The 25,060-nt window shown below is 66.5% G+C and carries 24 protein-coding genes; 9 read left to right on the forward strand and 15 right to left on the reverse strand.

Annotated elements, in window-relative coordinates; translation table 11 throughout:
* Positions 1-33 precede the first annotated feature (33 nt).
* Positions 34-981, forward strand: coding sequence for an MBL fold metallo-hydrolase (locus LGM89_RS16630; protein ID WP_089430852.1), 948 nt, complete (start codon positions 34-36; stop codon positions 979-981).
* 46 nt (positions 982-1,027) lie between these two features.
* On the opposite strand, the gene LGM89_RS16635 is transcribed toward LGM89_RS16630, so the two are convergent.
* From LGM89_RS16635 to LGM89_RS16670, 8 genes are all read right to left on the reverse strand, one after another.
* Positions 1,028-1,591 carry a DUF924 family protein gene (locus tag LGM89_RS16635; RefSeq protein ID WP_226273460.1) on the reverse strand — a complete coding sequence of 188 codons (564 nt, stop codon included), beginning with the start codon at positions 1,589-1,591 and terminating at the stop codon, positions 1,028-1,030.
* Positions 1,592-1,671: 80 nt separating this feature from the next.
* Positions 1,672-1,941 (reverse strand): hypothetical protein, encoded by a 270-nt coding sequence (locus LGM89_RS16640; RefSeq protein WP_089424952.1) that lies wholly within the window; start codon positions 1,939-1,941, stop codon positions 1,672-1,674.
* 11 nt (positions 1,942-1,952) lie between these two features.
* The gene (locus LGM89_RS16645) at positions 1,953-3,329 is read right to left on the reverse strand and encodes an aldehyde dehydrogenase family protein (RefSeq protein WP_226273461.1); all 1,377 of its coding nucleotides are present in this window, start codon (positions 3,327-3,329) and stop codon (positions 1,953-1,955) included.
* 60 nt (positions 3,330-3,389) lie between these two features.
* Positions 3,390-3,707: a nuclear transport factor 2 family protein gene (locus LGM89_RS16650; protein ID WP_069353673.1), complete on the reverse strand. Its 318-nt coding sequence runs from the start codon at positions 3,705-3,707 to the stop codon at positions 3,390-3,392.
* Positions 3,708-3,806: 99 nt separating this feature from the next.
* Positions 3,807-4,580, reverse strand: a complete 774-nt coding sequence (locus LGM89_RS16655; RefSeq protein ID WP_069353701.1) for an SDR family oxidoreductase — start codon at positions 4,578-4,580, stop codon at positions 3,807-3,809.
* 94 nt (positions 4,581-4,674) lie between these two features.
* Positions 4,675-5,574, reverse strand: a complete 900-nt coding sequence (locus tag LGM89_RS16660; protein WP_069353672.1) for an SDR family oxidoreductase — start codon at positions 5,572-5,574, stop codon at positions 4,675-4,677.
* Between the two features lie 52 nt (positions 5,575-5,626).
* Positions 5,627-6,364, reverse strand: a complete 738-nt coding sequence (locus LGM89_RS16665) for an SDR family oxidoreductase (RefSeq protein ID WP_069353671.1) — start codon at positions 6,362-6,364, stop codon at positions 5,627-5,629.
* A 158-nt stretch (positions 6,365-6,522) separates the two neighbouring features.
* Complete coding sequence (locus LGM89_RS16670; protein ID WP_174975752.1) at positions 6,523-7,374, reverse strand: oxidoreductase; 852 nt, start codon at positions 7,372-7,374, stop codon at positions 6,523-6,525.
* Between the two features lie 388 nt (positions 7,375-7,762).
* On the opposite strand from LGM89_RS16670, the gene LGM89_RS16675 reads away from it, so the two are divergent.
* Entirely contained in the window at positions 7,763-9,124 is a 1,362-nt protein-coding gene (locus LGM89_RS16675) for an AraC family transcriptional regulator (protein ID WP_226273462.1), read from the forward strand.
* A 131-nt stretch (positions 9,125-9,255) separates the two neighbouring features.
* Here the strand turns inward: LGM89_RS16675 and lpdA are convergent, their stop codons facing one another.
* The 5 genes from lpdA to LGM89_RS16700 all read right to left on the reverse strand — a co-directional run bounded on the left by lpdA (position 9,256) and on the right by LGM89_RS16700 (position 15,441).
* A complete protein-coding gene (lpdA, locus tag LGM89_RS16680; protein WP_226273463.1) occupies positions 9,256-10,647 on the reverse strand; it encodes a dihydrolipoyl dehydrogenase in 1,392 nt (463 codons plus the stop codon).
* 7 nt (positions 10,648-10,654) lie between these two features.
* Positions 10,655-11,983: a dihydrolipoamide acetyltransferase family protein gene (locus LGM89_RS16685; protein WP_226273464.1), complete on the reverse strand. Its 1,329-nt coding sequence runs from the start codon at positions 11,981-11,983 to the stop codon at positions 10,655-10,657.
* Position 11,984: 1 nt separating this feature from the next.
* Positions 11,985-13,025 (reverse strand): alpha-ketoacid dehydrogenase subunit beta, encoded by a 1,041-nt coding sequence (locus tag LGM89_RS16690; protein ID WP_043182180.1) that lies wholly within the window; start codon positions 13,023-13,025, stop codon positions 11,985-11,987.
* Between the two features lie 2 nt (positions 13,026-13,027).
* Positions 13,028-14,260, reverse strand: a complete 1,233-nt coding sequence (locus LGM89_RS16695) for a 3-methyl-2-oxobutanoate dehydrogenase (2-methylpropanoyl-transferring) subunit alpha (protein ID WP_089424947.1) — start codon at positions 14,258-14,260, stop codon at positions 13,028-13,030.
* Between the two features lie 470 nt (positions 14,261-14,730).
* Entirely contained in the window at positions 14,731-15,441 is a 711-nt protein-coding gene (locus tag LGM89_RS16700) for a response regulator (protein WP_197523792.1), read from the reverse strand.
* 372 nt (positions 15,442-15,813) lie between these two features.
* On the opposite strand from LGM89_RS16700, the gene LGM89_RS16705 reads away from it, so the two are divergent.
* From LGM89_RS16705 to LGM89_RS16735, 7 genes are read left to right on the forward strand one after another with little or no spacing between them, the layout of a single operon-like run.
* Positions 15,814-16,452: an energy transducer TonB gene (locus tag LGM89_RS16705; protein WP_226273465.1), complete on the forward strand. Its 639-nt coding sequence runs from the start codon at positions 15,814-15,816 to the stop codon at positions 16,450-16,452.
* 56 nt (positions 16,453-16,508) lie between these two features.
* Positions 16,509-17,297, forward strand: a complete 789-nt coding sequence (locus LGM89_RS16710) for a MotA/TolQ/ExbB proton channel family protein (protein WP_226206660.1) — start codon at positions 16,509-16,511, stop codon at positions 17,295-17,297.
* Between the two features lie 3 nt (positions 17,298-17,300).
* The gene (locus LGM89_RS16715; RefSeq protein WP_089494523.1) at positions 17,301-17,732 is read left to right on the forward strand and encodes an ExbD/TolR family protein; all 432 of its coding nucleotides are present in this window, start codon (positions 17,301-17,303) and stop codon (positions 17,730-17,732) included.
* 28 nt (positions 17,733-17,760) lie between these two features.
* On the forward strand, positions 17,761-18,189 hold the full coding sequence (locus tag LGM89_RS16720) for an ExbD/TolR family protein (protein ID WP_089494522.1): 429 nt from the start codon (positions 17,761-17,763) through the stop codon (positions 18,187-18,189).
* A 24-nt stretch (positions 18,190-18,213) separates the two neighbouring features.
* Positions 18,214-19,575: an MFS transporter gene (locus tag LGM89_RS16725; protein WP_226273466.1), complete on the forward strand. Its 1,362-nt coding sequence runs from the start codon at positions 18,214-18,216 to the stop codon at positions 19,573-19,575.
* A complete protein-coding gene (locus LGM89_RS16730) occupies positions 19,568-20,617 on the forward strand; it encodes a dipeptide epimerase (RefSeq protein WP_089494520.1) in 1,050 nt (349 codons plus the stop codon). Before LGM89_RS16725 ends, LGM89_RS16730 begins: the two co-directional genes overlap by 8 nt.
* Before the next feature lie 9 nt (positions 20,618-20,626).
* Positions 20,627-22,288, forward strand: a complete 1,662-nt coding sequence (locus tag LGM89_RS16735) for a serine hydrolase domain-containing protein (protein WP_226273467.1) — start codon at positions 20,627-20,629, stop codon at positions 22,286-22,288.
* A gap of 33 nt (positions 22,289-22,321) precedes the next feature.
* Here the strand turns inward: LGM89_RS16735 and LGM89_RS16740 are convergent, their stop codons facing one another.
* Together LGM89_RS16740 and LGM89_RS16745 are read right to left on the reverse strand one after the other, a co-directional pair.
* Positions 22,322-23,788, reverse strand: coding sequence for a M81 family metallopeptidase (locus tag LGM89_RS16740; protein WP_226273468.1), 1,467 nt, complete (start codon positions 23,786-23,788; stop codon positions 22,322-22,324).
* Positions 23,789-23,915: 127 nt separating this feature from the next.
* Positions 23,916-24,908, reverse strand: a complete 993-nt coding sequence (locus LGM89_RS16745; RefSeq protein WP_089494517.1) for an ATP-binding protein — start codon at positions 24,906-24,908, stop codon at positions 23,916-23,918.
* Positions 24,909-25,060 lie beyond the last annotated feature (152 nt).

A 25,060-nucleotide genomic window follows, 5' to 3' on the forward strand; every position in this document is an offset into this window, starting at 1 on the left:
TTCGATTCATTCCAATTCATTCAGGAGACACCGATGACCCATTCCTGCGGGCATGCGCATTGCCATGCGCACATCACGAATGCCGAACCGCATGCCTTCTCTCTCGCGCTCGGCAACGTCGAAATCATCCGGCTGTACGACACGACGCTGCTCGGCGAAACCGCGCAGAGCTGGCTGCCGGACTTCGACCGCGCACGCGTGGCGGAACACGAGCACTGGCTCGCGCCGACGCACTACGATCCCGAAAGCGGCCGCATCCCGATGCCCGTGCACAGCTGGATCGTGCGGACCGGCCGGCATACGGTGCTGATCGACAGTTGTATCGGCAACCACAAGGAGCGGCCGGGGCTGCCGGAAATGCACCGGCTGTCGACGCGCTATCTCGACCGGATGCGCGCACTCGGCATCCAGCCCGAGGAAATCGACTACGTGATGTGCAGCCACCTTCACGCCGATCACGTCGGCTGGAACACGCAGCTCGTCAATGGTGTGTGGGTGCCGACCTTCCCGAACGCGCGCTACGTGATCTCGCAGGTCGAGCACGATCACCTGGTCCGCGCGATCCGGGGCGAAGGCCCCGCCGGCCCCGCGTGGTTCAGCCCGATGTACAACGACAGCGTGCTGCCCGTGATCGAGGCCGGCCAGGCCACGATGTTCGACGACACCTACGAGCTCGATGACACGTTCCTGATCCGCCACGCGCCGGGCCATTCTCCGGGTCACGTGCGCATCGAGCTGACGTCGCAAGGCTCGCGCGGCGTGTTCAGCGGCGACATGCTGCACTCGCCGATCCAGATCCCGTTCTGGCAATGGAGCAGCAAGGTCTGCGACGATCGCACGCTCGCCGCGAAGAGCCGCTTCGAGCTGCTCGCGCATTGCGTCGAGCACGGCGCACTGCTGCTGCCCGGTCATTTCGAGGCACCGCACGCGGGGCATATCGTCGATACGGCCGGCACGTTCGGCATCGAGTTCCTGCGCTGACGCACGCATGGCCGCCGCGGCGGCCATGCCGCGCGAACCGGTGGGCTCATCCGGCGAAGCCGCCGGATGCGAGAAAGCGCGCCTCGTCGCGCGTCGTCTCGCGGCCGAGCAGCGCGTTGCGATGCGGGAAGCGGCCGAAGCGCGCGACGATCTCCCGGTGCCCGATCGCATGCGACAGCCACGGCTGGCCGAGCCTGCCGTTCAGTTTGACGGAAATCCGCTGGTCGTCGAGGTCTTCGGAATGGGCGAACGGCAAACAGAAGAACAGGCGCAGCGGCCGTTCGACCTGCGCCATCTGATCGTGCTCGTACGCGTGCATCGCGAACTGCCGTGCGAGCGCGTCGGTCGCATACATGCGCGCGGTGCCGCGAAACGCATTGCGCGGAAACTGGTCGGTGAGCAACAGCAGCGCGAGCGTCCCGTATGGCGTCGACAACCAGCCGTCCAGCTCGCGCCTTGCAGCGGCCAGGTGCGTATCGAGAAAGCGCTCGCGAAAGCGGCGATCGAAATCGGGATGTTTTGCGAACCATTGCGCGGGCCCGGCATCGATCCAGAACGTGATGACGGCCTGCGCCGGCGGCGCGGCAAACAATGGCATATCGATCTTCATGGCGAAGAGATGAACGACGGGTGAATGGAAGCGGCACGTCGACGACGGCCGTGCCCGCACCCGGCCCGTCGTCCGGCGATTCAGGTGCGTTGGAACAGCAGCGTGGCAGCCACCGCAACCACGGCCGGCACGCCGAATACGATCGCGAGGATCGGCAGCTCCTCGCGTACACCGTAGCCGGCCCGATGCACGCCAACCCACAGGTTGGCCAGCGAGACAACGAGCCAGACCGGCACGAACGCCTGCGCGGCAAACGCCAGCGATGCCGCGTGCGTCCCCCACAATTGCCCGAACAACAGGAACACGGCCAGCAACAGCACGCCGGCGACGATCGTCCAAAGTGTATGCATCGTGCCCCCGGTTACGCGAAGACGCCGAGCATCTTGCCGATGTCCTTTCCCGCATACGGCGGGAACACGTCGAGCACCGCGTCGGGATTGCCGATCAGCATCGCTTTGGTATTGCTCAACGCGTCGAAACCGGCCTTGCCGTAGTACTTCCCCATCCCGCTGTTGCCGACGCCGCCGAACGGCAAACTGTCGATCCAGCAATGCAGGTTGGTCTGGTTCACGCATCCGCCGCCGAACGACAGGCTGTTGAGCACGCAGTCGATGCTCGCCTGCCGCTTGCTGAACACGTAGCACGCGAGCGGCTTCGGCTTGCGCTTCATGATGCCGACGATCTCGCGCAGGTCGCGGTACGGCAGCACGGGCAGCACCGGGCCGAACACTTCCTGTTGCATCGCCGGATCGTCCCAGGTCGACGGGTACAGCACGGTCGGCTCGACATAGCGTGCCGCGATGTCGTGGCGGCCTCCGTGCACGACCTTGTCGGCGACGATGTAAGACGCGACGCGTTCGGCATCGTGTTCGCTGATCATTCGCGCGAAATCGGGGCTTTGTTGCGGATCGTCGCCGTACATCGCGGTGATCGACGCCTTGAGCTTCGCGATGAAGGCCTCGGCCACCGATTCATGCACGTACACATAGCCGGGCGCGATGCACCATTGTCCCGAGATCGCGTTGTGCCCCCACGCGACACGGTCGGCCGCGATGTCGAGATTCGCGGTTTCGTCGACGATGCACGGGTTCTGCCCGCCGAGTTCCAGCAAGACCGGTGTCAAATGCTCGGCGGCGGCGCGCATCACGACCTTGCCAACCGCCGAGCTGCCGGTGAAGAAGATGAAGTCGAACGGCAACGCCAGCAATGCGCCGATTTCCTGGCGACCGCCCGTGACGACGGCGACGTCCTCCGGTAAGAAGTACTGCGGCACGAGCCGGCTCAGCACCGCGGCCGTCGCGGGCGTGGTGTTCGCCGGCTTCAGCACCACCGTATTGCCGGCTGCCAATGCCGCGATCGCCGGATCCAGCAGCAACAGAATCGGCGCGTTGAACGGGCCGATCACGAGCGTCACGCCGTACGGCTCCTTGTAGATCATGCCGGCGTTGCCGGCCGCCTCCAGCGCGGGCGGAATCGCCACTGTCTGCGGCGCCATCAGTTCGTGCAGATGCTCGCGGTAGTAGCGGATGACACCGGTCGGCACGGAAATTTCGAACAGTTGCTCGAACGGCGGCTTGCCGAAATCCTCGTACAGCGCCGCGCACAGCGCGTCCTGGTGATCGTGCAGCATCCGCTCCATCCGGTCGAGCTGCGCGATGCGCCATGCATGGGTTTTCGTGACGTCCGAGTCGAAACGCGCACGTTGCGCGTCGAGCACGGACTGGTAGGGGTTCGACATGGTCGCGTTCTCCTTGGGGAAGCCGCCGGCCGGAGCGGCAACGGGCGGCATGCGGACGGCTCAGGCCTGCCCGATGTCGAGCCGGGTAATCCGGCCATCGGCGTCGACCCGGAACTTGAAGTACGTACGGAACGTGCCCCAGCGATCCGAATGAAACCGGCCGTGGATCTCGAGCCCGTCGTTGTCGACGCGATCGATCGTCGTGAAGCGCTCGGTCCCGATCGCGTCCCGGTTGAATGCGTGCAGGTCTCGTGGCCGGCCGTCGTCGTACAGCGTCGCATCGGGCGCGAACAGCGCGGCCCATGCCGCGCCATCGCCTTGCTGGAGCGCGTCGATCGCGCGCCGCACGACCGGATGGTGGAGTATGTCGGTGTTCACGATGCCGATCCTCGATGAAAGAAGGCCGCCCGTCGTCCTGCCCCGACCCGTGACGGGCAGGCAACGCGCGCCGGACGAAACTCGGGCAGCCGAGGTGTGTTACTTGGTCGTATAGCCGCCGTTGATCAGGATCGTCTGGCCGGTGATCCACCAGCCGTCGCTGACCAGGTGACGAATGAACGGCACGACGTCCTCGATGTCGGTCAGCCCCGTCTTCGAATACTTCGACAGCGCGGCGGCCGTCTTGTGATACGCGACCGCGTCCGCCCCCTCCTCCGGGTAGAAGAACGGCGTGTCCATCGGTCCGGGCCCCACTGCCGTCACCGAAATGCCGCGCTCGCCGAACTCCTTCGCCGCCGCGCGCGTGTAGTGCTCGACGGGCGCCTTCGTACCCGCATACGCGGCGTAATAAGGCGTGAATGCGCCGAGCAGCGCCGTCACCAGCGAGACGATCTTGCCGTTGTCGTTCACGTGCCGCCCCGCTTCGCGCAGGAAAAAGAACGCCGACTTCGCGTTCACCGCGCTCATCTGGTCGTATTCCGCTTCGCTGATTTCGGTGAACGGCTTTTTCAGCACCTTGCCGACCGTGTTGATCGCGATGTCCGGGCGGCCGACCGCCGCAACCGCATCGGCGAACAGCTTCTCGACGGCCGCCGCGCTCGTCAGGTCCGCCTGGAATGCGACCGCCTCGGCGCCGGCCGCCTTGATCGCCGCGACCGTCGTCTCCGCGTCCGCCTTCGAGCTTGCGCTGTTGTAGTGAATCGCGACGGCCTTCGCGCCATGCGCGGCCAGATCGCGTGCGATCAGGCCACCCAGGTTCTTCGCGCCGCCGGCGATCAGTACGGTCTTGCCCTTGATTTCATGATTTGCCATTTCGCTCTCCTGATTCATTTGCTGTTCGATCCACGTCCGAGATGACGTTCCGGATCAGTGGCCCCGCGCCGGCTGCGGCCGGCCGCCCGGCACGTTACGCATTCGCTTTCGGCTGCAGCAGGTCGGACAGGCCGACGCGATGCAGCATCTCCGCACGCACGCGGTCGAGCACCGCGAAGCCGACAGCCGCGCCGTCCTGCGTCGGATCGATGTGCACGCGGAACGGACGCTTGCCGAACGGCATGCCCACGATGTCGACGATCGCACGTGCCACCTCGCTTGCGTCGGCGTCGGCCGGCACGATGTCCGCAAACGCCTTCAGCACCTGCTCGCCGAAGCCCGCATACGGCCCCGCATCGTATTCGGCCGCACGCGACGCGTCGGCTGGCGCGCCCGCATGCGCGAAATGGTTGGTGCCGCCGGTAAATGCGCCCGGCACGACGATCGACGTCTCGATGCCCCAGCGCGACAGCTCGCGCGCATACTGCACCGCGATCGCATCCATTGCGGCCTTCGCCGCGAAATACGGCGCCAGGTACGGCGGCGTGCCGCCCGCCGAGCTGCTGCTGGAGACCCAGAGCAGCAGGCCTCGGGCGCTTTTCCGCATATGCGGCAACACCGCGCGGTTCACGCGCTGCGTACTCAGCACGTTCACGTCGTACAGGTGCGCATACTGCTCCGGCGTAAACGCTTCGGCGGGACCGAACACCATGTGCCCCGCGTTGTGCACCAGCACGTCGATGCGGCCGGCCTCGGCGATCACGCTGGCGACGCCGGCGTCGACGGAATCCTGCGACTGCACGTCGATCTCGACGGTGCGCAGATCGATGCCCTGCGCTTTCGACTGCGCGGCCATCTGCGCGACGACCGGCGCATTGCGTCCGGCCGTATCGCGCATCGACGCGAACACGGTGTGGCCGGCCGCCGCCAGCGCTTCGGCCGTCAGGCGGCCGAAGCCGCTCGACGCACCGGTAATGAGAATGGTCTTGCCCATGACGACGCTCCTTGATTGACGACTGCGATCCTTCGATACGATCCGTGCGGACTCAAACCATCCCGCCGTTGCTGCGCAGCACCTGCCCGTTGATCCAGCCACCGTCCGGACCGACGAGGAACGCGACCGCGTTCGCGATATCGGCCGGTGTACCGAGACGCTCCAGCGGATTCATCTTCGACAGGCGCTCGATCAGCTCCGCCGACTTGCCGTTCAGGAACAGGTCGGTCGCGGTCGGCCCCGGCGCGACGGCGTTGACGGTGATCGAGCGACCGCGCAGCTCCTTGGACAGGATGCCCGTCATCGCTTCGACCGCTGCCTTGGTGGCCGTATAGACGCCGTACGTCTCGGGCCTCAGTCCGACCACGCTGCTCGACAGGTTGACGATGCGCCCGCCGTTGCGCAGCCGGCGCGCCGCCGCGCGCAGCGTGTTGAACGTCCCCTTCAGGTTGATGGCGATCTGCGTGTCGAACAGCGCGTCGTCGCTATCGACCAGTGGCGCCAGCTTCATGATCCCGGCGTTGTTCACCAGCACGTCGACGCCGCCGAACTTCGCTTCGGCCACATCGAACAGCCGCGCCACGGCAGCCGGATCGCTGACGTCCGCCTGGACCGCGACCGCCTGCCCGCCCTCGCCCGCGAGATCGCTCGCCAGCTCCTCGGCCTCGCTCGCCTTGCCTGCGTAATTGATGACGACGGCCAGCCCGTCGTCCACCAGGCGCCGCGCGATTGCCGCGCCGATACCTCGTGATGCGCCGGTCACGATCGCCACGCTTGTTCGATTGTTCATGTCTGCTTCTCCACGGTTTCGCGTCCAGCGCATCCGGACGCATGCCTGGCCCGCGCGATATCGATCGCGACGAGGGCCGATTCACGACGTTTCCTTCCTGTTACTTAGCACACCGATACTATTAATCCGGACCTTACCCGAACGAACCGGATACCCGCTCAGTCGCGCTGAGTCGATCGCGACACGGTTTCCCATGCGCGGATATCACGCTCGATCGATTCGGCTCGGCCGAGCATCGTTCCCACCGCATCGGCACCGAGCGCGAGATGGACCGGCGGCTTCTCCGCCTTGAGGATATCGACGATCGCCTGTGCGCCCTTTTCCGGCACATTGGGCTGCTTGCCTTGCAGTTGGCCGATGAATCCGCGGAACTGGCCGGCCGGCGTGTCCGCGTAGTCGTCGATCCGGTTCGACGTATACGCCAGCGAACGTCCGGCGAACTGGGTTTCGAAAATGCCGATCGTCAGCACCGTCACATGAATGCCGAGCGGTGCGAGCTCGCCGGCCAATGCCTCGCCGAGCACGCCGGTCGCGGCCTTGGCCGCGGCGTACACGCCCAGCCCCGGGTAGCCCGCGAACCCGGCGATCGACGAGAACTGCACGATGTGCCCCGAGCGCTGGCGGCGCATGGTGGGCAAGACCGCATGGATCAGGCGCAACCCGCCGAAAAAATTCACGTCGAAGATCTGCTGCGCATCGGCTTCGGTCGTCTCTTCGACCGCGCCGACCGTGCCAACGCCAGCATTGTTGGCGAGCACGTCGATCCGGCCGAACTGCTCGATCACACGCTGCACGCCCGCCGCTACCGTGTCGGGCTGCGTGATGTCCATCAGGACACCGAGCGCACGCCCGGGCGCAAGCCGTTCGAATTCGGCGACCTGCTCCGCGCCGCGTACGGTGCCCGCGACCCGCGCACCTTCTGCGAGCAGCCGTTGCGCCAGTTCGCGACCGAGACCGGACGAGACGCCAGTGATCAATACGACCTTGTCTGCCATCGATGCTGTGTTCATTCGAAAACTCCGGATCACTGAAAGTATTGGGATGGATCGAGTGTAGTCGAGCCGATGGCGCGAATGAACGGGGCGCGTCGAGATGCACTATCCACGATTGACTAACAATCGGTTCAACCATATTAGCGTTCCGACCGTGCCGGTTCTTTCAAGAATGCGTACCGGAAAAATGAAAATCCGGAAGCCGGCCGAGCGGACACATCGACGTTGCCGCGCGGTGTTTCATCAGACAACACGGGCCTTCCGTGTGCAGCCTCCCGTTTGACAATTCTTGACGCACGATGCGCCGGCAAGGTGCAATAGTGGGCACGCACGCCGGTTGCGTGCGTCCCGTCACGCCGCCGCCGGCATCGAGTCGCGCCGGCATCCGTTCGGAGTGGAAACCAGCATGAGCGACCCGCTTCACAGGACGCACCGGTTTCACAGCGACGACCCCGACGAAGTGTCCGATTTCATCGGCACGATCTATGCCGACAACCAGTTCACGGCGCAGCACGCGGTTCGTCGGAATGTCAGCATGACGGGACATGAATGGAACGGCATCGGCGTCTACGACGTCGACTACCTGATGCCTTTTCACTTCCGCTCGAACGATGCGCGTCCGAATTACCTGTTCCTGTCCTGCCGTCGTGGTCAGGCTCGTTACGAAAGCAACGGAGACGATGCGGCCTGCGCGACGGGTGACGTCATGCCGATTTCGTCGACTGGCCACTCGTTCTGCACGACGGGTGGCGACGGATTCGGCCATCTGTCGGTCATCATCGATGCGGACCGGGTCAACCGCTTTCTCGCACAATGGATTGGCCGGCCGGGGCTCGAGCCGGTCGAGTTCGGGCTGACACCGGTCTCGCCCGAGCTGCGGATGCAATGGAACGCCGCGGCCGGCTGCCTGCGCCGGATGATCAGGATGTCGCCCATTCCCGGCGTCGCCGTCGACGCGTTGCTCGAACACATGCTGAAGATCATGGTGGCCGGCCACGCGAACAACCACGGCGCGCTGTTCGACCGCGACCATTGCACGCCCGAACACCAGACGCGCATGGCAATCCACATGCTCGAGGACGCGCCGCTGCGGTGGAAAACGCTCGGCGCGATCGCGCACGTGCTCGGCTGCGCGACCGAGGCGCTGGAGCACGGCATCCGCCGCCTGACAGGCCGGTCATCGACCGAGCTGCGCTACGAAGCGCGCTTTCGCCACGTGAACCGCGCGCTCGCGCGAGGCGACGGGCCGGATTTCGATGCGACATTGCATGCGCATGGATTCTCGATCACGGCGCGCTTCATTCGGGAGTACTACCGTCGCTTCGGCGAACCGCCCGGCGCCACCTACCGGCGAAACCCGCACGCCGCCGATCAGCCGTTGACAGCCGACACCGCCAGCGCGCCGCTGTGCGCACAGACGATCAACCGGTTCATCGATGCGTCGCTGGAAAGCCGTATCGACACGGCCGACCTCTGCCGACTGGTTGGCATGAGCGAGCGCGCGACGATCGACGCATTCAGGATGCAGTTTTCCCGCACGCCGGCGCAATACATCATCGAGCGGCGGCTGGAACGCGCACGCCTGCTGCTCGAACATACGTCGGACAGCATCCTGTCGATCGCGCTGGACTGCGGATTCGGCACGCAAAGCTACCTGTCGACCGCGATTCGGCGGCACTTCGGCGTAACGCCGCGGGAATTGAGGATGCGGGCGGCATCCGCCGGCCGCAGCAGGACGGACGACGGTCAATACGGTCCGGAGGACTAGGCGAAACCCCGGAGTACCGGCATCGCAGCGTGCCGGATATCGAATGAACGTGTCTGCCGTCAACCTGGCGCAAATATCGCCGCGGATACGCACGTTGCGCATCCGCGGCGCTTTTTCAGGAGGCTCGCCCGTCACACATGCACCGCATGCCCGAGCGCGCGCAGCGCGGCCTCCTGCAGCGCTTCGCCGAGCGTCGGGTGCGCGTGGATCGTGCCGCCGATGTCCTCCAGCCGCGCGCCCATCTCCAGCGACTGCGAGAACGCCGCCGCCAGCTCCGACACGCCGCGCCCGACTGCCTGCCAGCCGACGATCAGGTGGTTGTCGCGCCGCGCGACGACACGCACGAAGCCGTCGGTCGCCTGCAGCGTCATCGCGCGCCCATTCGCCGCGAACGGGAACGACGCGCTCACGCAATCGACATCGGCCGCCCGCGCGTCGTCCGGCGACCAGCCGGCCGTGACAATCTCCGGATCGGTGAAGCACACGGCCGGAATCGACGCGGGCATGAACTTGCGGCGCTTGCCGGCGATCAGCTCGGCCACCATCTCGCCCTGCGCCATCGCACGATGCGCCAGCATCGGCTCGCCGGCGACGTCGCCGATCGCCCAGACGTTGCGCATCGACGTCCGGCATTCGTCGTCGATCCACAGCGCGCGGCCGTTGCGATCGAGCGGCAGCGACTCGAGCCCGAAGCCGTCGACGCGCGGCCGGCGGCCCACCGCCACCAGCACGCGGTCGGCCGGCAACGTCTGCTCCGCGCCATCGGCGGCCTGCACGCGCACCGCGCCGTGCTCCGCGAGGCCGAGCACCGTGTGGCCGAGCAGCAGCCGCACGCCCAGCCGCGCGAGCGAATCGGCAACCGGCCGCGCGAGTTCGGCATCGTACGCGGGCAACACGCGCTCCGCCGCTTCGACGACGCTCACGTCGACGCCGAGCTTGCGATAGACGATCCCGAGCTCGAGCCCGATATACCCGGCCCCGACGACGACCAGCCGCTTCGGCAACGTCTCGGGCGACAGCGCCTCGGTGGACGACACGACATGCCCGCCGAACGGCATCGACGGCAGCGCGACCGGCTCGGAGCCGGTCGCGAGCAACAGGTGCTCGCAGCTGATGCGCGTCGTATGGCCGCCGCCGACGACGTCGACGGTCTTGCCGTCGACCACCTGCGCATCGCCGTGCAGCACGCGCACGCCGTTCTTCTTGAGCAGCGCGCCGACCCCGCGCGTCAGCCGGTCGACGATGCCGTCCTTCCAGGCGACGCTTTTCCCGATGTCGATCTCGGGCGTGCGCACGCGGATCCCGAGTGCGCCCTCGCCCGCGTGACCGCGGGCCTGTTCGAATGCATCGGCCACGTGGATCAGCGCCTTCGACGGAATGCAGCCGATGTTCAGGCACGTGCCGCCGAGCCGGTCGCGCTCGACGAGCACGGTCGGAATGCCGAGCTGGCCGGCGCGAATCGCGGCGACATAGCCGCCCGGGCCGCCGCCGATCACCAGCAGCGTGGTGTGTTCGTTCTTCATTGCGTGATCACTCCACGAACAGCAGTGCCGGGCGCTCGAGCACCGCGCGCACGGCCTGGATGAATTCGGCCGCATCCGCGCCGTCGACGACGCGATGGTCGAACGACGACGACAGGTTCATCATCTTGCGCGCGACGACCGCGCCGTCGCGGATCATCGGCCGCTCGACGATGCGGTTCACGCCGACGATGCCGACTTCAGGATGATTGATGACCGGTGTCGACACGATGCCGCCGAGCGCGCCGAGGCTCGAGATCGTGATCGTCGAGCCGCTCAGCTCGTCGCGCTGCGCGCGGTTCGCGCGCACTGCGTCGGCAAGCCGCGCGATCTCGGCGGAAATCGACCACACGTCGCGCGCTTCCGCATGACGCAGCACGGGCACCGTGAGGCCGCCGTCCGTCTGTGTCGCGACGCCCATGTGCACCGCGCCGTAGCGCGTGACGACACCCGCTTCGTCGTCGAAACGCGCGTTGATCTGCGGGAAGTCGCGCAACGCGATCACCATCGCGCGGATCAGCAGCGGCAGCGGCGTGAGCTTGCCGCGCGTGTCGCCGTGGCGGCGATTCAGTTCCGTGCGCAACGATTCGAGCTCGGTGACGTCGATCTCCTCGACGTAGCTAAAGTGCGGAATGCGGCGCTTCGCTTCCTGCATCTTGCGTGCGATCGCGCGCCGCAGGCCGATCACCGGCACGTCGGTTTCGTCGTTGCGTTCGGCGTAGCCCTGCGCGTGCGAACCGCGCGCCGCACCGCTGCCAGTGCCCGCATACGCATCGAGGTCCGCGTGCAGGATCCGCCCTGCTTCACCGGTGCCGCGCACATAGCGCAGCTCGATGCCCATGTCCCATGCGCGCTGGCGCACCGCCGGCGACGCGAGCGGCCGTTCGCCCGGCGCGAGCGCCGCGCGCGGCGGCTCCGCTTTCTCCGCGTGCTCGGCCTGCTTCGCACGACGCGGCTCCGCCGGTGCGTGCTTCGCGGCGGGCTTGGCGGACGATTCCGCCGGCGCCTCGGCTACCGCCTGCGACGGCGCCGAAGCGACCGGTGCGGTTGCTACCTTTGATTCCCGCACCGGTGCGCCGGCCTTCAGGTTGCCGTCGCCTTCGACCTCGAGGCGGATCAGCTCGCTGCCGACCGCCATCATCTCGCCGATCCGGCCGCCGAGCTCGATCACCTTGCCCGTCACCGGCGACGGAATCTCGACCGCCGCCTTGTCGGTCATCACATCGGCGAGCGGCTGGTCTTCCTTGATCGTCTGCCCGACTTCCACGTGCCAGGCCACCAGCTCGACCTCGGCAATCCCTTCGCCGATATCCGGCATCTTGATGACATGAATCCCCATCTCACGCCTCCATCACGCGTCGCAACGCTTCACCGACCCGGGCCGGGCCCGGAAAGTACGCCCACTCCTGCGCATGCGGATACGGCGTATCCCAGCCCGTCGTGCGCTCGACCGGCGCCTCCAGGTGGTAGAAGCAATGTTCCTGGACCAGCGACACCAGTTCCGCACCGTAGCCGCAGGTGCGCGTCGCCTCGTGCACGACGACGCAGCGGCCGGTCTTGCGCACCGACGCGACGATCGTGTCGAGATCGAGCGGCCACAGCGTGCGCAGGTCGATCACCTCCGCGTCGATGCCCGTCTCCTCGGCCGCGGCGAGCGACACGTGCACCGTCGTGCCGTAGGTCAGCACCGTCACGTCGTTGCCGGGGCGCACCACGGCGGCCGTATCGAGCGGCACCGTGTAGTAGCCTTCGGGCACCGCGCTGGCCGGATGCTTGAGCCACGACGTGACCGGCCGGTCGTGATGGCCGTCGAACGGCCCGTTGTACAGCCGTTTCGGCTCGAGGAAGATCACCGGATCGTCGTTCTCGATCGACGCGATCAGCAGCCCCTTCGCGTCGTACGGATTCGACGGCATCACCGTGCGCAGCCCGCACACCTGCGTGAACATCGCCTCCGGGCTCTGGCTGTGCGTCTGGCCGCCGTAGATGCCGCCGCCGCAGGGCATGCGGATCGTCATCGGCGCGATGAACTGGCCGGCCGAGCGATAGCGCAGCCGCGCGCCTTCCGACACGATCTGGTCGGACGCCGGATAGAAATAGTCGGCGAACTGGATCTCGCACACCGGGCGCAGCCCATACGCGCCCATCCCCACCGCCGCGCCGACGATCCCGCTTTCGGAGATCGGCGCGTCGAACACGCGCGACTTGCCGTATTTGTTCTGCAGTCCTTCGGTGCAGCGGAACACGCCGCCGAAATAACCGACGTCCTGCCCGAACACGACCACGTCGCTGTCGCGCCCGAGCATCACATCCATCGCCGAGCGCAGCGCCTGGATCATCGTCATCGGCTGCGTTGCCGTGCCTGTCTCTTGTTGCGCCATGATCACGCTCCCAGTTCCTGGCGCTGACGGCGCAGGTGCGCGGGCAGCTCCTTGTACACGTCGTCGAACATCGACGCCGGCGACGGAATCCGGTCGTCGGCCAGCGTGCCGAATTTCTCCGCTTCCTTCTGCGCGGCGATCACCTCGGCCTCGAGCTCGGCCGTCAGCGCTTCGTGCGCGCTGTCGGACCAGATGCCCTTGACGATCAGGTGGCGCTTGAAGCGCTCGATCGGATCGCCGAGCGGGAAATGGGACCAGTCGTCGCTCGGCCGGTACTTGGTCGGGTCGTCCGACGTCGAATGCGCGCCCGCACGGTAGGTCACCCACTCGATCAGCGTCGGGCCGAGATTGCGGCGCGCGCGTTCGGCCGCCCAGCTCGACGCCGCGTAGATCGCGAGGAAGTCGTTGCCGTCGACGCGCAGCGACGCGATCCCGCAGCCGACGCCGCGCCCGGCGAAGGTCGTGCCTTCGCCGCCCGCGATCGCCTGGAACGTCGAGATCGCCCACTGGTTGTTGACGACGTTCAGCACGACCGGCGCGCGGTACACGTGCGCGAACGTGAGCGCGGTATGGAAGTCGGATTCGGCTGTCGCACCGTCGCCGATCCACGCGGACGCGATCTTCGTGTCGCCCTTGATCGCCGACGCCATCGCCCAGCCGACCGCCTGGATGAACTGCGTCGCGAGGTTGCCGGAGATGGAGAAGAAGCCCGCGTCGCGATCCGAGTACATCACGGGGAGCTGGCGGCCTTTCAGCGGGTCGCCTTCGTTCGACATCAGCTGGCAGATCATCCGTTCGAGCGGGACGTCGCGCGTGATCAGGATGCTCTGCTGCCGGTAGGTCGGGAAGCACATGTCGCCGTCGCGCAGCGCCATCGTGTGCGCGGTGCCGATCGCCTCTTCGCCGAGGCTCAACATGTAGAAGGAGATTTTCTTCTGACGCTGCGCGATCATCATGCGCGCGTCGAAAATGCGGGTCTTGAGCATCGCGCGCAGGCCGGCGATCAGCCGCGCATCGTCGAGATCCGGTGCCCACGGGCCGACGGCCTTGCCGCTGTCGTCGAGCACGCGCACGAGGCTGCGGGCGAGATCGGCGGTGTCCGCCGCGGCAACGTCGATCGGCGGGCGGCGAACGGCGCCGGCCGGCGATAGATGCAGATAGGAAAAGTCCGTCTTGCAGCCCGGGCGCCCGGTGGGCTCCGGCACATGCAGACGCAATGGCTCTGACAGGCTCATCGTGTCGTCTCCACGCTCGATTGTGTCTCACGCTGATTGGGAACGCGCGGCCGGTTGCCGGCCTGCGCGCGGGTTGGCGTGCGGATAGGCACGTCAACCTCGGAAATCTATGCCTTGCGGCGGCGGACGTCGATGCCCAAGCCGCTCGATTGCGGTGAGCAGATTTGCCATGTCGGACACCGGACGACCAGCGGGCGGGGCCGCCGTGGCGCGCGAACACGCGTGGCCGTGCCGCTTCGAACCGGGCCCGGACGGGAATTTGCCGGCGTCGCCGCGGCCGCATACCGAATGCGTCGGACGATATCGCCACCCTGCCGCCGACGCGGGAATCAGCCGATCCCGGGTGGGATGCCACGCCCGCCCGATCGCGGCAGGCACGTACCCGCGAGCGACCACGACGACCCGCGGCTCACGTTCGGCTGCGCGCCGCAACAACCGCACGCGATCACGGCCACGATCGGCACGCAACCCTAACGATGACCGACATCCAGCATGTACCCTTCCCCGCGAATCGTGCGAATCAGGCGCGGCTCCTTGATGTCCTCGCGCAACTTCTGACGCAAGCGTGATATCTGCACGTCGATGCTGCGGTCGAACGTGTCGATCGACTTGCCGCGCGCGGTATCCATCAGGTATTCGCGGCTGAGGACTCGCCCCGGCGCGGCGAGGAACGCATTGAGCAGGCGAAATTCCGCGTTCGACAACGGAATGACCGTGTTGTCGGCCGCGATCAGGTGGCGTCCGATCTGGTGAAGCCGCCATCCGGCGAAGCGGCTTTCCTCCTGCGCCCGCGTCCGGCCCTGCGTTTGCGCACGCACGCGGCGCAGGATCGTCTGGATGCGCGCGACCAGTTCACGCGGCTCGAACGGCTTGACGATGTAGTCGTCGGCGCCCAGTTCCAGCCCGACGATCCGGTCGGTCATCTCGCCGCGCGCGGTCAGGATGATCAACGGAATCTCCGAGGTCGCACGAATCTCGCGGCAGAGATTGAGGCCGTCGTCGTCCGGCAGCATCAGGTCGAGCACCACGAGATCGAAGCCGCCCTCGCCGAGCGCGTGATGCATTTCCGCGCCGCTGCCGGCTTGCGCGGTCGTCATGCCGAAGTCTGCCAGGCAGTCGCACAACAGGCTGCGAATCTGCGAGTCGTCGTCGACGACGAGAATACGAATCGCTTTGTTCACGGCGTCTTGTCTCCGATGTTGCGGCGGTGAGATGTGCCTCACTCATTATTGCCCGCCAATATAAGGGCTTTTTGCACGAATTGTTGCAGCGTTGAAATAATTGCCCCGGCACCTTGCCCCACAAGGTCATCCGGAACGATCGGGATGCCTGACGAGCGTTCACGTCATGGATAACCCGCCCGGTATTTTCCCGAAGAGACGCCACTGGCCATCGTCCGCCTTCGCCGCTCCGTCTGGTTTCCCGAGTCCCGCCGCGACATGGCCCATCCGGAAAGACTTTGTGTCAGCGCCGATACAAAGCCGATATGAACCAGAAATGCCCGGGTTTTAACGTGGCTCCCAAGTCATATCGACGCAGGAGACACGCGGGACATGAACTACGCACAACCCAAGCCGCCTGTCCGGCGCATCGGCGGCATCGCCTTCGTGGTCGGATTGCATGCGGTGATCGTCTACGCACTGCTCACCGGTCTCGCGACGAAAGTCGTAGACGTGATTCGTCAGCCGATCGAGACGCGCATCATCGAAGAGATCAAGCCGCCGCCGCCCCCACCGCCGCCGCCGAAGCACATCGCGCCGCCGCCGCCGAAGCACGTCGCGCCCCCGCCGCCGTTCGTGCCGCCCCCGGAAGTGCGCGTCGCGGCACCGCCGTCGCCGAACGCGATCGCCGCGCAGTCGACCACGCCCGCGCCGTCGGCCCCCGTCGCGCCGCCGGCGCCACCCGCCCCGGCGGCACCGGTGTCGACGAGCGTCGGCGTGGTGTGTCCCAACTCGACGCAGGTCCGCGCCGCCATTCGCTATCCGCGTGAAGCGCTCAAGGACAACCTGACCGGCGACGTCGTCGTGACGTTCGTGGTCGGCACCGACGGCAACGTCAAGGACCTGAGCGTGACCCAGTCGGCCGCGCCCGTTCTCGACCGGGCCGCGGAAAACGCCGTGCGGCAGTTCCACTGCGTCGCACAGGGCGAGGAAGTCCGCGTGCAGGTGCCCTTCTCTTTCAAGCTCGATTGAGGCTGCCCTCGACAGCCGTTCCCGTTCCACTTGGCAACGCATTTCAGGAGACATTCATGCTCAACCGAACCCGCAAGGCCGCCCTGGCGACGGCACTGTTCCTCGCGGCCAGCGCCGCCCACGCCGCCACCGACACGGTGACGAATCCCTACGGCCTCGATGCGCTCTGGAAAGGCGGGGATTTCATCGCACGCGGCACGCTGCTCATCCTGGTCGTCATGTCGATGGGCAGCTGGTACATCATCGTCGCGAAACTGCTCGAGCAAGCGCGTGTGCTGCGCCGCGCGAAGGCGGCGGAAACGGGTTTCTGGAAAGCGGGCAGTCTCAGCGAAGGCACGAAAAAACTGGACGCCGGCAGCCCGTTCCGCTTCATCGCCGAAACCGGTCTCGCGGCGTTCGACCATCACGAAGGCGCGCTGGTCGAACAGGTCGACCTCAACCAGTGGGTCGCGGCGGCCATCGAGCGGGCGACCACGTCCGTCTCGAGCCGCCTGCAGGACGGCCTCGCGTTTCTCGGCACCGTCGGATCGACCGCGCCGTTCATCGGCCTGTTCGGCACGGTGTGGGGCATCTATCACGCGCTGACGGCGATCGGCATCGCCGGTCAGGCCTCCATCGACAAGGTCGCGGGGCCGGTCGGCGAAGCGCTGATCATGACGGCCATCGGCCTGGCCGTCGCGGTGCCCGCCGTGCTCGGCTACAACTGGCTCGTGCGCCGCAACAAGGCGGTGATGGAACGCGTGCGCGGGTTTTCGACGGAACTGCACATCGTCCTCCTGACCGGCACGACCACGGCCGGGGCCGCCGCCGCGACCAAGGCCGCCGCCCTGACCCGCGTGGGGTAAGCCATGGCCATGACCACAGGCTCCCGCGACGGCGCCGAGCACGACGAGACCATGTCGTCCATCAACACGACGCCGCTGGTCGACGTGATGCTGGTGCTGCTGATCATCTTCCTCATCACGATTCCGGTGGTCTCGCACACCGTGCCGGTCACGCTGCCCAAGGAGACCGTGCAGCCGCTGCAAACGACGCCGCAGAACGTGATTCTCGCCGTGACAAAAGAGGGCGACGTGTTCTGGGACGAACGGCGCGTGCCCGATGCCGCAACGCTCGTCGAGAAACTCAAGGCGGTTGCCGTGCAGTCGCCGCAACCGGAAGTCCACATCCGCGGCGATCTCGACGCGCGCTACGCCGCCATCGGCCGGGTCGTGTTTGCCTGCCAGCGGGCGGGCATCGTCAAGGTCGACTTCATCACCGAACCGCCGCCGCGCCAATGATCCCTTCATACCGACCAGGAGACCCGAGATGGCCATGACGATGCCCACCGGCAACGCCGACGAACCCGACGTGATGATCGAGATCAACACCACACCGCTCATCGACGTGATGCTGGTCCTGCTCATCATGCTGATCCTCACCATTCCGATCCAGACGAACGCGGTCAAGCTGGACATGCCGACCGGCGCACCGCCGTCGCAGCCGCGGACACCGCCGGTGGTGCAGATCGATATCGCGGCCGACGGCGCCATCGCATGGAACGGCGAGACGCTGCATTCGCGCGAGCAACTGGAAACGCGCTTGCACGACGTCGCCGTCGACCCCGCGCCGACCGAACTGCATTTGCGACCCGACAAGGCGGCGCCTTACCGCGCCGTCGCCATGGTCATGGCCTCCGCGCAGCGGCTCGGCGCGAACCGCATCGGGCTCGTGGGCAACGAGCAGTTCATGCAGTAACCGCCTTCTCATCACGGAGCCCTCATGTTCGACTCCAACCCCGACGTGCTCGCCCCCGTGGCGGCCTCGAGCCCGCCATCCGATTCACCGGCCGGGCCGCGCGCATGGTTCGGTCTCGCGATTCTGGTGATCGTGGCGTTCTTCGCGTTCGTCGATCGTCAGATGCTGATCCTGCTGACGGAACCCATCCGCCACGATTTCGGGCTGACCGACACGCAAATCGGCCTGATGCAAGGCGCCGGCATCGCCCTGTTCGCCGGCGTGGCGTCGTTGCCGATCGGCTGGGTCGCCGACCGCGTGGATCGCCGTGTCGTGCTGGTCGCGTGCGTCCTCGTCTGGAGCGCCGCCACCGCGATCTGCGGCATGACCACCCACTTCTGGCAGTTGTTCATCGCCACCGTCGGGCTGGGAATCGGCGAAGCCGGACTGGTGCCGGTGATCTACGGCCTGATTCCCGATCTGTTCCCTGCGCGCCGGCGCGTGCTCGCCAATGCGATCTTCGCGCTCGCCAACCTGTTGGGCTCAGGGGCGGGGATGGCGCTCGGCGGCGCACTGATGCACGGCATCGCGGCGGCGCACGGCGCGTTGCCGGCGGGACTCGCCGATCTCGAACCGTGGCGGCTCGCGTTCTTTGCCGTTGCGTTGCCCGCCCCCGTGCTGGCCGTGCTGGTTCTGCTCATCCGCCCCGGCAAGCACGGCGATACGGAAGCAGCCACCGCGCGTCACCGGACTTCCGCGCCGCTGCCGTCCGCACCGGTCTACTTCCGGCGCGAAGCCATCATGATGCTCAAGTTCTTTGGCGCCATCGGGCTGGTCAACCTGTCGTTCGGCGGTGTCGCGACATGGATGCCGGTCGTGGCGGTGCGAACCTTCGGCGCGACACCGGCTGAAGCGGGCGGCGGCATGGGTGTGGCGGCGATGGCCGGCGGCATCGCGGGCTGCGTGCTCAGCGGACTCGTTGCAGGCCGCATGCGAGCGCGCTTCGGCGTACTCGCGCCATTGCGTGTGTGTGAATGTGGCGCGCTGGTCGCCGGCGGCCTGTCGTTCCTGTATCTGGCCGTGGGCTCGCTGACGCCGGTCTACGCGCTCTTCGGCGCACAGCTCGCCTGCATGGTCGCCGGCATGGTGCTGTTTCCCACCCTCATGCAGAACATCTGCCCCGCTCACCTGCGCTCGCGCGTGGCGGCGATCGGCGCGCTGACGTCGATCATCGTGCAGTCCGGCAGCCCCGTGTTCATCGGGTTCATGTCGGATCGTCTGCATGCGTTCAGCCAGGGCTTGCTGTGGTCGATCGTCTGCGTGGCGGCGTTCGGCTTCTTTGCCGCCTGCCTGTTGATGCGTGCGGCGGGCCGTGGTGTGCGCGACGCGATCGAACGCTATGCGTAATTCCCCTCCTCCTTCCGCTCCCATGTCACCCCGCCCGCTCTCACTTTCGCTGCGTATCGAACGTTGGCCGTTGGCCACGCCGTTCCATATCACCGGCCACGTCATCGACGCCGCTCGCCTCGTGAGCGTGACCGTCGACGACGGGCACCACGCCGGCAACGGCGAAGCCTCCGGGGTCTTTTACCTCGGTGAAACGCCGGAATCCATCGCCGCGCAAATCGAGCGCGTCCGACCATCGATCGAAGCGGGCATCACGCGCGCGCGATTGCTCGACGTATTGCCGCCCGGCGGCGCACGCAATGCGGTCGATGCGGCATTGTGGGCGCTCGAATCGCAACGGCAAGCGATGCCTGCCTGGCGCATCGCGGGCCTCTCCGAGCCGCGCCCGTTGCGGACCACGATGACGATCGGCGTGGATACGCCGAATGCGATGGCCGGGGTCGCGCAGGGATTGCCCCACGCGCGGGCGCTGAAGGTCAAGCTGGACGGCAGCGCCGCCGACGCCGCGCGCCTCTTCGCCATCCGTGACGTGCACCCGGAAATACCGCTCGCCGTCGACGCGAATCAGGGCTGGTCACGCGCGCACTTCGACACGATGCTCCTCGTGCTGCAACAGCTTGATGTCGGCATGCTCGAACAGCCGTTTGCGATCGGCGTGGACGCCTGTCTCGAAGCAATCGATTGTCCGGTCCCGCTCGCGGCCGACGAATCGTTTCAGGATCTCGGCGACCTGTCCGCCGTCGCGCGCCGCTACGACATCGTCAACCTCAAGCTCGACAAATGCGGCGGCCTGACGCGCGCACTCGACCTTGCCGCGCGGGTGCGCGAAGCGGGCTTGTCCGTGATGGTCGGTTGCATGGCAGGCACCTCGCTGGCGATCGCCCCCGCGTTTCTGCTCGGGCAACTGTGCGATCACGTCGATCTCGACGGACCGATCTTCCTCGCACGCGATCGCGAGCCGGGTGTCGCGTACACCGACGGCCTGCTGCACTGCCCGTCCAACGTCTGGGGCCACGCCGGCGCCCCCGCCTCCTCTCGCTGAGCCATCGACATGACATCCGACTCATCCACCACGACGACGCAGCTCGACACGCTGTTCGCGCGTGATCACCGCGCCGATGCACCCGGATTGATCGCCGGCATCGTCCATCGCGACCAGCTGCTGTATCGGCGCGCGTTCGGCCTGGCCAGCCTCGAACACGGCATCGCCAACACGCCGGCCACCCGCATGCGCATCGGCTCGGTCAGCAAGCATGTCACTTGCCTCGCCGTGCTGCTCCTGTGCGAGCGCGGCGCGCTCGACGCCGATGCCCCCATCGGCGCGTATCTGCCGGCGCTGCCGCCGGCCGCGGGCCGCCCGACGCTGCGGCAGTTGATGTCGCATCGCGGCGGGCAGCGATGCGCACTGGATCTGGCGCTCCTGACACAGGGTCTCGCCATGTCGCCGCCTGGCGCGTTCCTCGCCTCGCAGCAACGTCAGCACGACGAAAATTTTCCGCCGGGAGAACGCATGATGTACTCGAACGGCGGCTATCACCTGCTTTCGCTTGCCGTCGAACGTGCGAGCGGGATGCCGTTCGACGCGTTCCTCGCGACCCATATTTTCGCGCCCCTTCTCATGCATGACACCGCATGTGTACCCAACGACATGAAGATCGAGCACGGCATCGCGACGATGCATGTGCCTGACGGCATGGGCGGATTCCGGCGCGGCATCTTTCCGACGTGGGAACTGCTCGGCGAAGGCTCGATCGTCTCGACCGTCGACGACATGCTGCGATGGACCGCGCACCTGCGATGCAGCGAGAAGATCGTCGGCAACGCCGACACCTGGCGCCAGATGCTGGCGTTGCCCGTATTCTCCAGCGGTCTGCGCAGCCAATACTCGCTCGGTCTCACGCAGAGCACCTACCGAGGTGTCGAGCTGATGCAGCATTCCGGTGGCGTCGTGGGTGGAACTTGCCAGATGCTGGTATCGGTGGCGCACGGGCTTGACATCGTATTGCTCAGCAACGGCGCGCTCGACGCACCGCTTGAACTGTCGAAGCGTGTCGTCGACATCGTGCTGGCGGACGAGCTGGATGGCGATGGCCCGCCTGTCGCGGCGCGCGCCGCGGATCACGCGGCACGCCTCGGCAGCTACCGGTCGACCCGCACCGGCGCCGTGTATGCCCTGGAGGATCATGACGGTGCGCTGGTGCTGGCGGGCCCCCTTTGCCCCAGACGCTCGATGACGCTCTACGACAGCGCCGATGAACTGGACGACGTCCAGCTGGAAGCGAGCGGCGACGGTCTGTTGGCGCTGCGGTGGGGATCGTCCTGCACACCGAACGATCTCTCCAGCCTGCGCATCGTGCATTGCGGCCATGTCGACACGTTCGCACGCGTCGGCGAAGCGCCCGCGATGACGCCGGATCTCGCCGCTGCGATGTCCGGCACATTTGCAAGCCACGACGCCGATGCCCACGCGATCATTCGGCTCGACGACGAAGCCATCGTGCTTCGCCTGCACGGCGCGGTGGGCCATTGCGACTACCGCCTCACGCCGCTGGCCCACGATGCTTTCGAACTGGTGCCGATCGATCCAGTGAACATCACGACCGGAATGCTTACGTTGACGCGCGACGCAACGCGCGGCGACATGACCGGCTTTCGCGTCGATACCGCGCGTACCCGGCATCTGGTTTTCACACGGGTACACGCCGAAGCCTGATACGTGCCGGCGCCGAACCGCGCCGGCATGTATTCACCTCGCCGACGCAAACGGATTCGACACGCGCGGCCAGTAGTTGAGGTCACGAAGCCGATAGTCCAGTTCGGCAAAGTTCATCGTGAGCGCCCCTGGCGCGGCGATATGAAAGACGGCTTTCGAACGCGGCGCGAAGTTGGTCTGGAAATGCTGCGTCGATTTCACGACCACGAGCTTCTTGCCGGCGAAGTCGATGCCAAGGCCGGTGAATGCGTCCACGCCGAGCACCTGGGTGCGAACCGATATCAGCGCGATGTCGAGCCCGTTGTCCGCTTCCACCCACACTGCCCGGCCAAGCGGTTGCTCGAGGCCCATGATGCTTTGCGTATGCCGCTCGACCACGTTGCGGACGGTGACGCGCAGGTCCACCGGTTCGCCGGAGTACACACTGCACTTGCCGCCGATGCGCAGATCCAGCGTGGCCCCGACACCCGCGTCCTTGCAGATCTGGATGGCACCGAGATCCCAGAAGCACCCGATCGCTACATTGGAAATCCGTCGCTCGACCACGCGACGCAGAATGAACGTGCTGTCGCACGGCGCGCCGCCGCCGGGATTGTCCGCGACATCCGCCAGCACGACCGGCCCGCCCTCGAACGCCAGCGCGCGATCCAGCCCGGCATCGATATCGAGCCATGCGGGGCGTGTCGCGTCGCGCAACTCCCAGAACTCGCGCGCCAGTTGCGCCGCCAGCGCGTCGGCCTTGGCGAGATCGTCGTCCGTCACCACCCAGAGTTTCGCGCCGGCTTCCGGCACGTCGCCCCACGGAAACCCATGGCCGAGCGACACCGACAGCACGCCGTCGCGCCCTTCGAACGACTGCATGCGCCGGACGAACCCCGCCATCGGCTCGCTAGTGGTGTGCCAGGCGCCGACCATCCGGCAGTCGAACACGCCGATCGTCGGACGGATGCGTCCGGCAGCCATATCGAGCGTCAGTCGATAGGCGTCGCGCGCCCGCTCGACGGCGTCGATGTGCGGATACTCCTTGTAAGCGATCAGGACATCGGCCGATGCCTTCATCAATTGCGTGAAGTGACAGTGCGGGTCGAGCGTGACCGAGATCGGCACGTCGGGGCCGACCACCGCGCGAACGCCGGCGAGCAGGTCGCCTTCGCAATCGTCGTAGCCCTCCGCCACCATCGCGCCGTGCAGCAGCAGAATCACGGCATCCAGCGGCAAGGCGGCCTTTACGCCATCGAGAATTTCGTCCCTCAGGGATTCGTAGACCGCACGAATCGTGCGGCCAGACGGCTGGGCTTCGGCACACAGGCCTTCGACGATGTAGTGACCGTCGGCCTGCGCGAGGCGCCGCACTTCCGCGAGCACGTGCCCCACGCCGTCGGGCTCGCGCACACTCGCGTCGCCATGAAAAATCGTGAACTCTTCGAAGCCGCCCCATCCGGTCGGGCACGGGGCAAAGGTATTGGTTTCCGTCGAAAGCTGAGCCGTGAATATCTTCATGACGAGGTCTGCCGAATGGGAGTGAAGGACGTGAATCGACTATAAGCACCCGCCATTTCCGCTTTGTGAGCAGTCTGTATCAAGCGTGAAACAGAGCAGTGCCAACGGTCGCTCCGGGCTCTTCTCCCTATCGACGCGGCAACGTGACCTGTGCGACCAGCCCGCCTTCCGGACTGTTGCGCAACACCAGTTCCCCGCCGTGACGCTTCACGACGTCGTTCGCGATGGCGAGGCCCAGCCCCGTCCCGCCCGTGTTCCGGTTGCGCGAACTTTCCACGCGGTAGAACGGCTCCAGCGCGCGCTCCAGTTGCGACTCCGGGATGCCCGGGCCGTGATCGACGATCTGGATCCGCACGCACGACGGTGCGTCGATCAGGCGGATGTGCGCGTCTTCACCGTATCGAATCGCGTTGGCGACCAGATTCGTCAGGCAGCGCTTGAGGCCCAGCGGCTGCGCCGAGATCGGCGGCACCTCACCACTGATCGTCACTTTTTGACCGTGTTCGGCCGCATCTTCCGCGATGGCATCCACCAGTGCATTGATATCGACCGGACTGAACGCCTCGACCACCTCTTCATTGCGCAGGAACGACAGGGTGGCTTCCAGAAGCTGCGTCATCTCGTCGATATCGTCCCTGATTCGTTCGCTCAATTCGGTATCCTGAGCGGATCGAAGACGCAGCTTCATGCGCGTCAGCGGCGTGCGCAGATCGTGCGATACGGCGGCGAGGAAGCGGTTGCGCTCACTCATTTGCCGCCGCAGCGACGCCTGCATCGTGTTGAACACGCTGGCGGCCTGACGTGCCTCGACAGGACCGATTTCCCGGATGGGCGGCGCATCGATATTCCTCGACAGCTCGGCGGCGCCGACGGCCAGCGTTCGGAACGGGGCCGCCAGCATGCGCGCGCCGATCCAGGACGAGATCAGCGCGGGCATCACCTGGATCATCACCGCGGCGCCCCACTGCAACGCCGCGCTCATCCCGGGCGGCGGCTTGAACGGCGCGGTGCTGTAGAGCTTGAAGAGCAACAGGCCGGCACTGATCTGCATCACGAGGATGATCGAGATCATCACGAAGAACAGGCGATAGAAAGCTGAATCGAAGCGGGGTTTGTGCATGGTCCTGGCCAACGGCGAGCGATGGCGTCGATTATCGCCCGTGAATGTAGGGGCCATGTGAGCCCTTTATTGCAAACCCGAAACAAGTCTTCGTCCCGGTTTTGCACCGCGTCGGCCCGTGTGGCGGCCCCGCTCCGTCACCGATCGTTTGT

The sequence above is a fragment of the Burkholderia sp. AU31624 genome (assembly GCF_020420065.1).
GTDB lineage: Bacteria > Pseudomonadota > Gammaproteobacteria > Burkholderiales > Burkholderiaceae > Burkholderia.

What these genes read in the sequence shown, in the direction of transcription:
- LGM89_RS16705 (WP_226273465.1), top strand. Translation starts at nt 15,814, where the DNA reads ATGAACTACGCACAACCCAAGCCGCCTGTCCGGCGCATCGGCGGCATC.
- LGM89_RS16630 (WP_089430852.1), top strand. Translation starts at nt 34, where the DNA reads ATGACCCATTCCTGCGGGCATGCGCATTGCCATGCGCACATCACGAAT.
- LGM89_RS16645 (WP_226273461.1), bottom strand. Translation starts at nt 3,329, where the DNA reads ATGTCGAACCCCTACCAGTCCGTGCTCGACGCGCAACGTGCGCGTTTC.
- lpdA (WP_226273463.1), bottom strand. Translation starts at nt 10,647, where the DNA reads ATGAAGAACGAACACACCACGCTGCTGGTGATCGGCGGCGGCCCGGGC.
- LGM89_RS16685 (WP_226273464.1), bottom strand. Translation starts at nt 11,983, where the DNA reads ATGGGGATTCATGTCATCAAGATGCCGGATATCGGCGAAGGGATTGCC.
- LGM89_RS16675 (WP_226273462.1), top strand. Translation starts at nt 7,763, where the DNA reads ATGAGCGACCCGCTTCACAGGACGCACCGGTTTCACAGCGACGACCCC.
- LGM89_RS16735 (WP_226273467.1), top strand. Translation starts at nt 20,627, where the DNA reads ATGACATCCGACTCATCCACCACGACGACGCAGCTCGACACGCTGTTC.
- LGM89_RS16665 (WP_069353671.1), bottom strand. Translation starts at nt 6,364, where the DNA reads ATGAACAATCGAACAAGCGTGGCGATCGTGACCGGCGCATCACGAGGT.
- LGM89_RS16720 (WP_089494522.1), top strand. Translation starts at nt 17,761, where the DNA reads ATGGCCATGACGATGCCCACCGGCAACGCCGACGAACCCGACGTGATG.
- LGM89_RS16660 (WP_069353672.1), bottom strand. Translation starts at nt 5,574, where the DNA reads ATGGGCAAGACCATTCTCATTACCGGTGCGTCGAGCGGCTTCGGCCGC.
- LGM89_RS16710 (WP_226206660.1), top strand. Translation starts at nt 16,509, where the DNA reads ATGCTCAACCGAACCCGCAAGGCCGCCCTGGCGACGGCACTGTTCCTC.
- LGM89_RS16695 (WP_089424947.1), bottom strand. Translation starts at nt 14,260, where the DNA reads ATGAGCCTGTCAGAGCCATTGCGTCTGCATGTGCCGGAGCCCACCGGG.
- LGM89_RS16745 (WP_089494517.1), bottom strand. Translation starts at nt 24,908, where the DNA reads ATGCACAAACCCCGCTTCGATTCAGCTTTCTATCGCCTGTTCTTCGTG.
- LGM89_RS16640 (WP_089424952.1), bottom strand. Translation starts at nt 1,941, where the DNA reads ATGCATACACTTTGGACGATCGTCGCCGGCGTGCTGTTGCTGGCCGTG.
- LGM89_RS16670 (WP_174975752.1), bottom strand. Translation starts at nt 7,374, where the DNA reads ATGAACACAGCATCGATGGCAGACAAGGTCGTATTGATCACTGGCGTC.
- LGM89_RS16635 (WP_226273460.1), bottom strand. Translation starts at nt 1,591, where the DNA reads ATGAAGATCGATATGCCATTGTTTGCCGCGCCGCCGGCGCAGGCCGTC.
- LGM89_RS16655 (WP_069353701.1), bottom strand. Translation starts at nt 4,580, where the DNA reads ATGGCAAATCATGAAATCAAGGGCAAGACCGTACTGATCGCCGGCGGC.
- LGM89_RS16740 (WP_226273468.1), bottom strand. Translation starts at nt 23,788, where the DNA reads ATGAAGATATTCACGGCTCAGCTTTCGACGGAAACCAATACCTTTGCC.
- LGM89_RS16725 (WP_226273466.1), top strand. Translation starts at nt 18,214, where the DNA reads ATGTTCGACTCCAACCCCGACGTGCTCGCCCCCGTGGCGGCCTCGAGC.
- LGM89_RS16715 (WP_089494523.1), top strand. Translation starts at nt 17,301, where the DNA reads ATGGCCATGACCACAGGCTCCCGCGACGGCGCCGAGCACGACGAGACC.
- LGM89_RS16690 (WP_043182180.1), bottom strand. Translation starts at nt 13,025, where the DNA reads ATGGCGCAACAAGAGACAGGCACGGCAACGCAGCCGATGACGATGATC.
- LGM89_RS16730 (WP_089494520.1), top strand. Translation starts at nt 19,568, where the DNA reads ATGCGTAATTCCCCTCCTCCTTCCGCTCCCATGTCACCCCGCCCGCTC.